This is a genomic window from Leisingera sp. S132 (genome assembly GCF_025144465.1).
Classification (GTDB): Bacteria; Pseudomonadota; Alphaproteobacteria; order Rhodobacterales; family Rhodobacteraceae; genus Leisingera.
Map to the genome: position 1 here is coordinate 2,741,068 of NZ_CP083553.1, position 12,361 is coordinate 2,753,428.

The 12,361-nt window shown below is 61.8% G+C and carries 10 protein-coding genes; 3 read left to right on the forward strand and 7 right to left on the reverse strand.

All coding sequences use genetic code 11. The annotated features are described in order from the left end of the window. Nucleotides 1-85 precede the first annotated feature (85 nt). The 7 genes from dnaG to K3725_RS13670 all read right to left on the reverse strand — a co-directional run bounded on the left by dnaG (nt 86) and on the right by K3725_RS13670 (nt 9,220). Nucleotides 86-2,077, reverse strand: a complete 1,992-nt coding sequence (dnaG, locus tag K3725_RS13640) for a DNA primase (RefSeq protein WP_260015859.1) — start codon at nt 2,075-2,077, stop codon at nt 86-88. A 1-nt stretch (nt 2,078) separates the two neighbouring features. After that, nucleotides 2,079-2,417 (reverse strand): hypothetical protein, encoded by a 339-nt coding sequence (locus K3725_RS13645; RefSeq protein ID WP_260015860.1) that lies wholly within the window; start codon nt 2,415-2,417, stop codon nt 2,079-2,081. A 37-nt stretch (nt 2,418-2,454) separates the two neighbouring features. Further along, on the reverse strand, nt 2,455-3,000 hold the full coding sequence (locus tag K3725_RS13650) for a sarcosine oxidase subunit gamma (RefSeq protein ID WP_260015861.1): 546 nt from the start codon (nt 2,998-3,000) through the stop codon (nt 2,455-2,457). Next, nucleotides 2,993-5,938, reverse strand: a complete 2,946-nt coding sequence (locus K3725_RS13655; RefSeq protein ID WP_260015862.1) for a sarcosine oxidase subunit alpha family protein — start codon at nt 5,936-5,938, stop codon at nt 2,993-2,995. Before K3725_RS13655 ends, K3725_RS13650 begins: the two co-directional genes overlap by 8 nt. Continuing rightward, nucleotides 5,935-6,204 carry a sarcosine oxidase subunit delta gene (locus K3725_RS13660; RefSeq protein ID WP_260015863.1) on the reverse strand — a complete coding sequence of 90 codons (270 nt, stop codon included), beginning with the start codon at nt 6,202-6,204 and terminating at the stop codon, nt 5,935-5,937. Before K3725_RS13660 ends, K3725_RS13655 begins: the two co-directional genes overlap by 4 nt. Nucleotides 6,205-6,270: 66 nt before the next feature. Beyond that, a complete protein-coding gene (locus tag K3725_RS13665; protein WP_260015864.1) occupies nt 6,271-7,524 on the reverse strand; it encodes a sarcosine oxidase subunit beta family protein in 1,254 nt (417 codons plus the stop codon). Between the two features lie 265 nt (nt 7,525-7,789). Then, complete coding sequence (locus K3725_RS13670) at nt 7,790-9,220, reverse strand: Glu/Leu/Phe/Val dehydrogenase (RefSeq protein WP_260015865.1); 1,431 nt, start codon at nt 9,218-9,220, stop codon at nt 7,790-7,792. 336 nt (nt 9,221-9,556) lie between these two features. Here K3725_RS13670 and K3725_RS13675 point away from each other — a divergent pair, with 336 nt between their 5' ends. The 3 genes from K3725_RS13675 to K3725_RS13685 are packed head-to-tail and all read left to right on the forward strand — an operon-like array spanning nt 9,557 to nt 12,349. Continuing rightward, on the forward strand, nt 9,557-11,182 hold the full coding sequence (locus K3725_RS13675) for a TadE/TadG family type IV pilus assembly protein (RefSeq protein WP_260015866.1): 1,626 nt from the start codon (nt 9,557-9,559) through the stop codon (nt 11,180-11,182). Next, nucleotides 11,179-11,715 carry a TadE/TadG family type IV pilus assembly protein gene (locus K3725_RS13680; protein ID WP_260015867.1) on the forward strand — a complete coding sequence of 179 codons (537 nt, stop codon included), beginning with the start codon at nt 11,179-11,181 and terminating at the stop codon, nt 11,713-11,715. Before K3725_RS13675 ends, K3725_RS13680 begins: the two co-directional genes overlap by 4 nt. 4 nt (nt 11,716-11,719) lie before the next feature. Next, nucleotides 11,720-12,349, forward strand: coding sequence for a TadE/TadG family type IV pilus assembly protein (locus tag K3725_RS13685; protein ID WP_260015868.1), 630 nt, complete (start codon nt 11,720-11,722; stop codon nt 12,347-12,349). The last annotated feature ends 12 nt before the right edge of the window (nt 12,350-12,361 follow it).

Sequence of the window (12,361 nt, forward strand, 5' to 3'; positions counted from 1 at the left end):
ATTAGCGCGATCATCTGATTCGTCACCCCGTTTACCCAATTTTCCTGTGCTCTTCCTTAGCAAAACGCAGAATCACCCCCGCGTGTTACTTCTCGGAGAAGCCGATCCGGTCCAAAAGGGCCCCGAAGGCATCGCGCTCATCCCGGTTGAGCCGCGCGCCGTTCTTGCCCACGTCATACGTAGCCTTGTCCTCGTTTTCGCTGCGCACGGCTTTGTTCTTGGCCTCTGCCGCCTGCCGCAGCCGCCAGGTCAGCGCCTCATCCGCAAGGCCGTGCAAATCCTCTTCGGCTTCTGCCAGTTCTGCATCCAGCCCGCGCAGCGTTTCGAGTTTTGCGAGTTCTTCGGCCAGCGTCATGCTGGCCAGTTCGGTGTCGCCGGGTTTGCGCAGGCAGGGGATGATTGCAACGTGGCGAAGGGCAAAGAGGTTTTCAAGGGCATGCGGCCCCAAAGACCAGTCGATTTCCTCACGCAACCGATCCGGCGCGCTGATGCCGTGGCGAAGCACCATGTCGCGCAGGGCCGCCAGATCCGGGTCGGCGCACTGCAAGCGTTCCAGGCTGGTCTCGAACTCCGGGATCACCTCGGGTGTGGTGATGGCCGTGGCCAGGATCACCGCCTCACGCATCGCGGCAAAGGATTCATCATTGGCTCCCGCCACCAGCGAGGCGCGGGTGGTGGCGCGCGGCTGCGGAATCGGGCCGAAGCCCTTGCCCGATTTCCAGGGCGCGCGGGCGCCATCGCGGAAGCCGCCGCCTTTGCCGGTCCTCTGCTGATAGCTGCCGCTGTCCCGGTTGCCCCGGAACAGCTGCCAGCGCATCTCTTTGACGTCCTCGCCGTAATGCTTACGGATCGAGGGATCGCGGATCAGCTTGATCTTTTCCCGCAAGCTCTTGTCGAGCGCCGCCTTGCGCTCCGGGCTGTCAAAGACCTTGCCTTCGGTTTCACGCTGCCACAGCAGTTTGACCATCGGGATTGCCCGGTCCAGCACCGCCTGCACGGCCTCCGGGCCTTCGCTGCGGATCATGTCGTCCGGGTCCTTGCCCTCCGGCATGATGGCAAAGCGCAGGGATTTGCCCGCCTCCAGCAGCGGCAGCGCCAAGTCAATCAGCCGCATGGCGGCGCGAATGCCCGCGGTGTCGCCATCCAGCGCGATGATCGGCTCATCCGACATCCGCCACAGCATCTGCAACTGGTTTTCGGTGATCGCGGTCCCCAAGGGCGCGACAGAGGACTGGAACCCGCCTTCCGCCAGGGCAATCACATCCATATAGCCCTCGGCCACAACCAGCGTGGAGCCGCGCCCGGAGGCCGCCCGTGCCGGCCCGTGATTGTAAAGGCTGCGGCCCTTGTCGAACAGCTCAGTCTCGGGCGAGTTCAGGTATTTGGCGTTGTCATTCGGGTCCAGCGCCCGGCCGCCAAAGGCAATCGCCCGGCCGCGTGCATCGCGGATCGGGAACATGATCCGGTTGCGGAAGGTGTCATAAGGCTTGCCGCCCTTGTTCGACGGCTTTGCCAGCCCAGCGCCGATGATCAGGTCCTCGGGCACGTTCTTGCCGCGCAAAGCGTCCCACAGGTTCTGCCAGCCATCGGGGGCAAAGCCGATTTCCCAGCGGTCCAGCGCCTGCGCCGTTATGCCCCGCCGCTGCAGATAGGCGCGGGCATCCTGGGCGGCATTGGTTTTCAGCTGCAGGCGGAAGAACTGCACCGCCTGCTCCATCACATCGGCCAGCAGCGTCCGGCGGTCCTGTTTCTCTTGCGCACGCGGATCGCGCTTGGGCATTTCCATGCCCGCTTCCCCTGCCAGGATTTCCACCGCCTCCATGAAACCGACGTTCTCGGTCTCCTGAACAAACTTCAGCGCGTCGCCCTTGGCGTGGCAGCCGAAGCAGTAATAGAACCCCTTGCGGTCCTCCACGTGAAACGAGGCGGTCTTTTCGTGGTGGAAGGGGCACGGCCCCCAGAAGTCGCCCTTGCCCGGCTGTGACTTGCGCTGGTCCCACATGACCTTGCGCCCGACAACATCAGATATGCTGATGCGGGTGCGCAATTCATCCAGAAAGCCGGGCGGCAGGGACATATCAGTTCGACTTCAGTTGTTTCTGCATCGCCTGGATCTGATCCCAGTTCTGCAGGCACTGCTGTTCGAACAGCGCGCCGAGGTCGGTTTCCTTCAGCTCGCGCCGCTTCATCGCATAGACATGGCTTGTCAGCTGCGGGATCGCATTGGAGTAGGCATCAGGCCACTCTGGATTGCTGTCCAGAATCACCTGCTCCACCTCCTCCTGCTTCACCCGGTCCAGCCGCGCCTGCTGCACCGCGGCCATGACCTGGCCCTGGTATTTGCAGCTTTGTTCTTTGTTTTCAGAAGCATAGGCCGGAGCCGCCAGCAAGGCGGCTGCAAGGGCGATGCGGATCATAGATGCGCTCCGGGAATCAGTTGGTGATCTCCGCAGGTTACCCCCGCGCCGTGACGGCTTCCATGGCTGTTTTCAAATCATGCACAAGCGTTTTTGCCATCGAGCGGAACACCATGATCTGAAACGCCTGCGGGCCAATGCGGGTGACCGAGGCCATCATGTGCTTGAGTTCCGTTCGGGCGGTATGGCCGCGCTTGAAAACCTGGGGGCGCAAATCCACCGGCACCAGCCGCGCCAGCACGTCCTCAGCTCCCTTGCCGTCCAGCCGGACAACGGACCAGGCGTCGCTCTGATCCGTCAGTGCGGCATGTTCGGCCAGGCTGGCGTCAGGCTCCGGCCCCATCAGTAGCGCCATGTCGCGGCCGAACCAGACAGCCCGGCTGCCTGCCTTGCCGGTGGCGCGGTTCACCGCCGGGAAGGCCATTCCATGCGCGGCCTCCAGCGCCTTGCCCAGCGCCTTCTCCTGCCCCTTGAATGGCGCCAAGGCCCACATGCTGCCGGGCTGTTCCTCAGTGAGGCTCATGCCTCCAATAGTTACCGGCAGCAGCCTGTCACAGGGGCTTTTTGCGATCAGTTCAGCCACGGGCACGCCCTCCTTCCGGGTCAAAGAACACAGGCGAGACTACCTCGCACAGGGTATCCACACCGCGCATATGGTCAACCAGACGCACGGTCTCGCCGATCCGCTCCGGCCCCTCCTTCAGGAACGCCAGGCCAATCGGATGCCCAAGGGTGGGCGAATAGCCGGCCGAGGTGACATAGCCCTGGTCATAAATCCGCTCGACCGGATCCCCCGGCATGAACAGATGCGCACCGGCGGTGATTTCCTTGGCAGCACCAACGGGTTTCAGTCCCACAAGGCGCATCCGGTCTTCGGCCATCAGCCCCTCACGCGTGGACATGGCCTTGCCCAGGAAATCCTTCTTCTTCGACATCATCCCTTGCAGGCCCAGGTCAAAGGCGGTCACAGTGCCGTTGATCTCGGCGTGGGTGATCAACCCTTTCTCGATCCGCAGGACATTGAGCGCTTCCATGCCATAGGCACCGCCGCCCATCGCCTCCGCCCGCTTCAGCAGCTCGCGGAACAGAGCCTCGCCATAGCGCGCAGGCACGGCCACCTCATAGGCATGCTCACCCGAGAAAGAGATCCGGAACAACCGCCCCTTGATCCCCAGCACAGTCGCCTCGCCGCAGCCCATGAAGGGCCAGGTCTCGCCATTCACCTCCTCGTCGATCAGCCCGTTCAGAAGTTCCCGCGATTTCGGTCCGGCGACAGCAAACTGCGCCCACTGCTCGGTCACCGAGATAAAGCGCACGTCCCATTCCGGGTAGAGCACCTGGCTCACGAACTCCATATGCGCCATCACCTGCCCTGCGGCGGCGGTGGTGGTGGTCATGACAAAGTGGTTTTCACCCAGCCGCGCTGTGGTGCCGTCATCCATGACAAAACCGTCCTCGCGCAGCATCAGGCCGTAGCGCACCTTGCCCACCTTCAGCGTGCTGAAGGTGTTGGTGTAGAGGAAGTTCAGAAATTTGCCCGCGTCCGGCCCTTGAATGTCGATCTTGCCAAGGGTGGAGACATCGCAGATGCCCACAGCCTTGCGCACCAGAGTCACCTCGCGGTCGCAGGACTGGCGCCAGTTGGTCTCTCCCTGCTTGGGGAAATAGGCAGCGCGGTACCACAGGCCCACCTCTAGCTGATGCGCCCCGCGGGTGTCAGCCTCGCTGTGCGAAGTCAGGAAGCGCTGCGGCTTAAAGCCCTCATCCGTGGCCCCTGCCCCCATCGCGCCCAAAGCCACCGGCACAAACGGCGGACGGAAGGTGGTGGTGCCGGTCTCGGGAATTGTCCGCCCGGTCGCATCCGCCAGCACCGCCAGCGCGGCGACGTTGGAGTTCTTGCCCTGATCGGTCGCCATGCCCTGCGTGGTATAGCGCTTCATATGCTCGACCGAGCGGAAGTTTTCGGTGGCCGCCTGCTTCACGTCCTTGACGGTCACGTCGTTCTGGAAATCAAGCCAGGCGCGACCCTTGCCCGGCACCGCCCAAAGCGCGGCAATGCGGTAGGGATCATCCTCTGCATCCGGCAGCTCTGCCGCGGAGGATTTCAGGCCCAGCGCCTCCAGCACCTTGCCAGCCGCCGCAACGCCCTCGCGCAGCGCTCCTGCAGTCGAGAATGTGCCATTGCAAGCGCCAGCTGTCATCAGACCCGGCACTGCGCCCTCAACCGGCACAAAGGCCAGCGCCTCGCGGTTCCATTGCGGACGGCTGTTCAAATGGCAGGTCAGGTGCACAGACGGATTCCAGCCGCCGGACATCGCCAGGCAGTCAGTCTGGATCTTCTCCTCGCCCTTGACCGAGCGCACGGTAATGCTCTCGACGCGCTGGCGGCCCGCGCTGCCGCAGACCTGCGCACCTTTGAACACCTGATACGGGCCGTCAACGGGCGCGTCATGCCGGCTGTCGATCACCGCAGCGATATGCACGCCCGCGTCATGCAGATCGCGTGCAGTGCGGTGCGCCTGATCATTGTTGGCAAAGACGGTGACGCGTTCGCCAGGCGCCACCCCCCAGCGGTTCAAATAGGCCCGCACGGCACCCGCCATCATGATGCCGGGACGGTCGTTGTTGCGGAAGGCCACCGGGCGCTCAATCGCGCCCGCCGCCAGCACCGCGTGTTTGGCCGCAATCCGCCAGAAGCATTCACGCGGCAGATGGCTGCCCTTCAGCGAATGACGCCGCGGCAGATGATGCGAGACCCGTTCCAGCGCGCCGTAGGTGCCCTGGTCATAAGCGCCAGTGACGGCAGTGCGGGTCATCAGCCGCACATTGTCCATCGCCTCCAGCTCAGCCAGCACTTCTGCGGCCCATTCAGGGCCCGGCTTGCCGCCGACCTCCTCGCGCTCCGCCAGCAGGCGGCCGCCCATGCGGCTGTCTTCTTCCGCCAGGATCACATCCGCCCCGGCCCGGCCCGCGGCCAGCGCCGCCATCAGCCCGGCAGGACCCGAACCGATCACCAGCACGTCGCAGAACGCAAAGGCCTTCTCATAGCGGTCCTGATCCGCCTCGCCTGACAGCGCACCGAGACCGGCCGCATTGCGGATCATCGGCTCGTAAACCTTCTCCCAGAACGCCGCAGGCCACATGAAGGTCTTGTAATAGAAGCCCGCGCCAAAGAACGGCGCCGCCAGATCATTCACCGCCATCACGTCGCGCTCAACCGACGGCCAGCAGTTCTGGCTGCGCGCCTCCAGCCCCTCGAACAGTTCCTGCTGGGTGGCGCGCACGTTCGGGTCCTGCTGGCCGCCGGTGCCGATGGTCACCAGCGCGTTCGGCTCCTCGCTGCCTGCCGTCAGCACCCCGCGCGGGCGGTGGTATTTGAACGACCGCCCCACCAGATGCACATCGTTGGCCAACAGCGCCGCCGCCAGCGTATCACCTTCCAGCCCCATCATGTGACGGCCGTTGAAGGCGAAGGTGATCGGCTTCGCACCCTGGTTCAGGCCTTTCCCGGGAAGTCTCATGTCTCACCTCCCAGCCCGGCCTCGGAGGCCAGTTGCACCTCCAGAATTTCATGCGTCGCGGTATTGCGGGTGACCTTCAGCCAGGCATTGCAGCCCATTTCGTGGTACCACAGCTCATCCAGCGGCCCCGCCGGGTTTTCCCGCAGGTTCACATACTCATGCCAGGCATCCAGATCCGCGCCTTCCGCCGGGCGCACAAGTGCAGCGCCCTTGTAATAGAATTCGCGGCGGTCCCTCTCGCCGCAGAGCGGACAGGTAATTCTCATGACCGGCGCTCCTTCATCTTTGCAAAAATACTCCCGCCGGAGGCATACCCGGCGCGCTTCAAACGCTTAGTGCAGATTATGCTGCGCACCGGTCCCCTCCTCATCCATCAGGCCAACGCCGCTGCGGAAACGGTCGAGCTTGAATTTCGTGGCTGCCCCGTGCGGCCGGTCCGTGGCGATCAGATGCGCATAAACGCTGCCCGATCCCGGCGTTGCTTTGAAGCCGCCGTAGCACCAGCCGCAGTTCAGGTAGAGGCCGTCAATCGGCGAATGGTCGATGATCGGGGAGCCGTCCGGCGTCATGTCCATGATGCCGCCCCAGCTGCGCAACAGCCGCGCCTTGCTGAGCGCAGGCACCATCGCCACAAAACTCTCCATCGTATGCTCCACCATCGGCAGATTGCCCCGCGCAGCGTAGGAGCTGTAGAAATCCAGATAGCTGCCGAACACCATGCCGCCCTTGTCCGACTGGCTGATGTAAAGATGCCCCTCGGCGAAGGTGATCACATGGTCCACGATCGGCTTCAGCCCTTCCGAGACAAATGCCTGCAGCACATGGCTTTCAATCGGCAGCGTCAGGCCGGCCATTGCGGCCACCTGGCCGGACCGGCCCGCCGCCGCCAGCGCCACCTTCTTGGCGCGGATCGGGCCGCGCGCGGTCTGCACGCCCACCACCTTGCCGTTTTCGACATCAATGCCGGTCACTTCGCAGTTCTGGATCAGGTCCACCCCGCGCATGTCGGCAGCACGGGCATAGCCCCAGGCGACCGCGTCATGGCGCGCGGTGCCAGCCCGGCGCTGCATCAGGCCGCCCATGATCGGAAAGCGGGCATTGTCGAAGTTCAGGAACGGTGCCATCCGGCGCAGGTCGTCACGGCTCAGAATCTCTGCATCATCGCCTTGGTTGATGATGGAATTGCCCCGGCGCACCGCAGCATCGCGCTGGCCGTCATTGTGGAACAGGTTGATAATGCCGCGCTGGGACATCATCGCGTTGTAGTTCAGGTCCTGTTCCATCCCCTCCCACAGTTTCAGCGAGTGGGAGTAGAATTCCGAATTGCCCGGCAAATAATAGTTGGCACGCACGATGGTAGTGTTGCGCCCCACGTTGCCGCCGCCGAGGTAGCCCTTTTCCAGCACCGCGACATTGGTGACGCCATGTTCCTTTGCCAGGTAAAAGGCCGTTGCCAGCCCATGGCCGCCGCCGCCGATGATCACCACGTCGTATTCGGATTTGGGTTCAGGGTCCCGCCAATGGGGTTTCCACCCCTTGTTTCCGGTGAGCCCCTCGCGAAGCACACGCCAGCCCGAAAACCGCATGTCGTCCCTCCCCGTCAAATCACTTCCGCCGCCCGGGAAAATCTGGTCCGGGCCCTGGCGGCATTGCTACCCGCTTTCGCGTGCTGCTCCTAGCCCCAAGGCTCTCGTTGCAGCACTTCAGCATGGCCTTGCCGCAAAACACACAAACTATTCACTTGTGTCTAGTGCTATTTGCGACGGCGAATGCCGTAGTGCGGGTCAGAGGAAAGAAGACAGGGCGGAGAGTTTCCCCTCCGCCCTGCACAACACGTTTCGCCCGGCGCGGTCAGAGACCCTTGGCGTGATAGCTTTTGGCCACCTTGTCGATCGACACCAGGTAGGCCGCGGTGCGCAGGTCCGTGACATCGTCGCGGCTGTGCCAGACTTCGCGCATCGACTGATAGGCCGCCCGCATGGTGTCATCGAGGCCAGAACGCACCAGTTCCAGTTCGCCCGCGCCCTTCAGGTACTTCTCCTTGAAGTCCGGCGACATTGACCAAGTGTCCCCCATGACGTCATCCAGACGCTGCAGTTCGTCGATCACCAGCTGATGGCGCGCCTCTTCCTGGCGGCGCTGCATCCGGCCAAAGCGGATGTGGCTGAGGTTTTTCACCCACTCGAAATACGAAACGGTCACACCGCCTGCGTTGGCATACATGTCAGGAATGATCACGCAGCCCTTCTTGCGCAGGATCTCATCCGCGCCTGCGGTCACCGGGCCGTTCGCGGCCTCGATGATCAGCGGCGCCTTGACGCGCTGGGCGTTGGACAGGTTGATCACCCCCTCCAAGGCCGCCGGGATCAGGATGTCGCATTCCTCCTCCAGCAGCGCCGCACCGTTTTCCACGAACTGAGCATCGGGATAACCGGATACGCCATCATGTTTCACGATCCAGTTGCGCACCGCCTCGACATCCAGCCCGTCAGCGTTGAACAGCCCGCCATCGCGTTCGATGATGCCAATGATGCGTGAACCGTCCTCCTCGGACAGGAACTTGGCAGCGTGGTAGCCCACATTGCCGAGTCCCTGAACAATGACGCGCTTGCCATCCAGCTTGCCTGAAAGGCCTGCAGCGGCCTTATCTTCCTCATGGCGGAAGAACTCCTGCAGCGCGTACTGCACGCCGCGGCCGGTTGCCTCGACCCGGCCTGAAATGCCGCCGGCATTCAGCGGCTTGCCGGTCACACAGGCCTTGGCATTGATGTCGGTGGTGTTCATGCGCGCATACTGGTCGGCAATCCAAGCCATTTCACGCTCACCAGTGCCCATGTCGGGCGCTGGCACGTTTTGCGAAGGATGGATCAGATCGCGCTTGGCAAGCTCATAGGCAAAGCGCCGGGTGATCAGCTCCAGCTCATGCTCCTCATATTCGCGCGGATCAATGCACAGGCCGCCCTTGGATCCGCCGAACGGGGCTTCCACCAAAGCACATTTATAAGTCATCAGCGCCGCCAGCGCCTCAACCTCATCCTGGTTTACCCCGGTCGCATAACGGATGCCGCCCTTCACAGGCTCCATATGTTCCGAATGCACCGAACGGTAGCCGGTAAACGTGTGCATTGCGCCCCGCAGGCGCACGCCGAAACGCACCGTGTAGGTTGCGTTGCAAACCCTGATCTTCTCCTCCAGCCCCGGCGGCAGATCCATCAGTTTCACTGCCCGGTTAAACATCAGGTCCACGCTCTCGCGGAAGCTCGGCTCTGTGCGGCTGCTCATCAAAAATTTCTCCGTGATCAAACATCGACTCGCTGCCGATGATGATCTCACTCTATGCAGAGTTACTTAAGGAGTGCGACCTTTTTGACCATTTGCGGCCAAAAAGAATCTATTCCCGGCATGTGACCTGCGATTCGCTGTTACCCAAAGAGCAATTGTCCCGACCCGCACCACAACCCCGCGGAATTGCGCAGGATTAGCGCCCAGGACTGCAACAATGGGAGAGTTTTCGGCCAATTTCCGCCCCATTTCCGCCCACTTTACCAAGCATTAATTAATGGAATTCCGCTGCAGAAGCCGAGCTGGCCCGTTCCCCAGCCGGAAGGGGGTATTTAAATGAGTAAGCACCACAAGAATTCAACTGCGCTGAGCAATCCGCTCTTTCTGCGCTGCCGGGACAAGGTCAAAGGCTTCCTGCGGGAAGAGGATGGCGTTCTGGCGAAGCCAATGATTATCACGCTGCTCCTTATGCTGGCCGCCGGCGGCATGGGCGTTGACCTGATGCGGATGGAGCGTGACCGCACCACCCTTCAATACACGCTGGACCGTGCTGTTCTTGCGGCTGCCGACCTTGATCAACAACAGGATCCGGCAACGGTTGTTCAGGAGTACCTGACCAAGGCCGGGCTCGCCAACTATTACAGCGAGCCGGAAGTCGAGCAGTCACTGGGCTACAAGAGTGTTGAAAGCACGATCAACGCGACCTTCCCGGCACACCTGCTGAAGTTCGCCGGCGTCGGCGACCTTCCGGTTTACGCGAATTCCCGGGCCGAAGAAACGATCGGCGCTGTCGAGATCTCGATGGTTCTCGACATTTCCGGTTCGATGTCCCGTAACAACAGGCTGGTCAATCTGAAGGCCGCAGCACACAGCTTTGTGGATCAGATTACCCAGAACACCGACATCGATAACCTGTCGATCTCGATCATCCCCTACGCCACTCAGGTGAATGTGGGGGAAGAGCTGCTGAGCCAATACACCAATGTCACTCAGGAGCACAGCTATTCTCACTGCGTGAACTTCATCAAGGACCAGTTCAGCAAACACACGCTGCCCCGCGATGAACGGCTTGAGCGCACCGCCCATTTCGACACGTTCACCTACTCCGAGAACATGATCTCGACGCCTGTCTGCCCGACCCGGGACGGCTCCCAGATCCTGCCTCTGACCAACAATGCTGCTTTGCTGCACGAGCACATCGACAAGCTGACCGCAAGCGGCAACACCTCAATCGATATTGGCATGAAGTGGGGCAGCGCCTTGCTTGATCCGACGGCACGTCCGGTTGTGAACGACCTGATCGCCGACGGCGTGATTGATGCATCCTTCGTGGACCGGCCCACCGAGTACGGCAGCGGCGACACGCTGAAGATCATCGTGCTGATGTCGGACGGCCAGAACACCAACCAGTACATGGTGAACCCGTCGCGGCGGGAAGGGGACTCTGACGTGTGGTACAACCCCACTGCAGATGCCTACTCCGTCTACCATTCCAACGGCACCAAGAACTACTACTGGGAGCACATGAACCGCTGGGAAGACCATCCTTACGGCGAGGGCACCTACCAGACCTGCGACTCTTATGGCTGCACGACCCACACAGAGGAAGGCACATCCTCCCGCTTGACCTACCCGGAGTTGCATGCCCGCGCCTCGCTGGCCTGGATTGCCAAATACATCTACGAGTTCAGCAGCAGCGCCTGGGCCGACTGGTTCCACGCAGGCCGCTACTTCCACAACCGTGTCGCCAAGGACCAGCACACCAAGCACATCTGCGACATCACCAAGGATCAGGGTGTGATCGTGTACTCGGTCGGCTTTGAGGCCCCGTCCGGCGGTATCAAGGTCCTGGAAGACTGCGCCAGCTCCCCCGCCCACTTCTTTGACGTGGATGGCCTGGAGATCACCGACGCCTTCTCGTCAATTGCGACTTCCATCCGTCAGCTGAGGCTCACCCAATGACACACCGTATCCAAACCGCCCTGCGCCGGTTCCGGCACCGTGAGGATGGCAATGCTACAATGGAATTTGCCATCATCGTCCCAGCCTTTCTTATGATCCTGCTGGCCACGGTCGAACTCGGCATCATCAATCTGCGCCATTCCCAGCTGGAGCGTGCCGTGGACCAGACTGTCCGCGACATCCGCCTCAGCACCGGAGCCGACCTGCAGCACGATCAGCTGCGCGACGCGATCTGCGCCCGCTCAGGCTTCATCAGCAACTGCTCGGACTCGCTGCGGCTGGAGATGATCCGCCTGGACCCGTTCAACATGGCTGAGATTGATCCGACGCCGGATTGTATCGACGTCATTGACGACGTTCAGCCCGTGCGCAGCTTTGAAAACGGCCAGTCCAACGAACTGATGTTCCTGCGGGCCTGCATGAAGTTCAATCCGATTTTCCCGACCTGGGGGCTTGCATCCCATATTGCACAGGACGAAGACGGCCGCATTCAGCTGATTGCATCTTCTGCCTTTGTCCAGGAACCGAGGTAACGCCATGCTGACGCTTATTTCCCGCCTTTCCAACCGGACCCCGCGACCGCTGCGCGGCTTCGTTGAAAACACCAAAGGCAGCGTCTCGATGGAGTTCGCCATCTATGCGCCGCTGCTGATGTTCATGTTCGCTGCGATCTATACGTTCTTCGATGCCTTCCGCCAGGAGAACGTCAACCTGAAAGCAGCCTACACAGTCTCCGACCTGATCTCGCGCGAGACCAATTATGTGAATGAGACCTACATCGACAGCATGCACGCGCTGGCAACGGAGCTGGTGCGCGGCGACACCTCTTTGTCGACACGCATTTCCGTTGTGCGCTGGGATGACGGCGATCAGCGCTACTATGTCGACTGGTCCAAAGTCCGCGGCTCGACCTTCACGGAATGGGACGATGCTTCTATCGCCGAAGCCGAGGAAAAACTGCCTGCGATGTACGACCAGGAACGCGTGATCGTGGTGGAAACCTGGAACGAAGTGACCCCGGCCTTCAACATCGGCCTGCCGCTTCTGGACGTTCAGAACTTCGTGTTCACCCGTCCGCGCTTTGCGCCTCAGGTTGTCTTCCTCGAGGACAAGGGCAACGGCAACAATCACAACGACGATGCCGAAAAGGTTTCGCCGCCGGCCTGATCAGTTACCGGA

What these genes read in the sequence shown, in the direction of transcription:
- dnaG (WP_260015859.1), bottom strand. Translation starts at nt 2,077, where the DNA reads ATGTCCCTGCCGCCCGGCTTTCTGGATGAATTGCGCACCCGCATCAGC.
- K3725_RS13645 (WP_260015860.1), bottom strand. Translation starts at nt 2,417, where the DNA reads ATGATCCGCATCGCCCTTGCAGCCGCCTTGCTGGCGGCTCCGGCCTAT.
- K3725_RS13655 (WP_260015862.1), bottom strand. Translation starts at nt 5,938, where the DNA reads ATGAGACTTCCCGGGAAAGGCCTGAACCAGGGTGCGAAGCCGATCACC.
- K3725_RS13660 (WP_260015863.1), bottom strand. Translation starts at nt 6,204, where the DNA reads ATGAGAATTACCTGTCCGCTCTGCGGCGAGAGGGACCGCCGCGAATTC.
- K3725_RS13665 (WP_260015864.1), bottom strand. Translation starts at nt 7,524, where the DNA reads ATGCGGTTTTCGGGCTGGCGTGTGCTTCGCGAGGGGCTCACCGGAAAC.
- K3725_RS13670 (WP_260015865.1), bottom strand. Translation starts at nt 9,220, where the DNA reads ATGAGCAGCCGCACAGAGCCGAGCTTCCGCGAGAGCGTGGACCTGATG.
- K3725_RS13675 (WP_260015866.1), top strand. Translation starts at nt 9,557, where the DNA reads ATGAGTAAGCACCACAAGAATTCAACTGCGCTGAGCAATCCGCTCTTT.
- K3725_RS13680 (WP_260015867.1), top strand. Translation starts at nt 11,179, where the DNA reads ATGACACACCGTATCCAAACCGCCCTGCGCCGGTTCCGGCACCGTGAG.
- K3725_RS13685 (WP_260015868.1), top strand. Translation starts at nt 11,720, where the DNA reads ATGCTGACGCTTATTTCCCGCCTTTCCAACCGGACCCCGCGACCGCTG.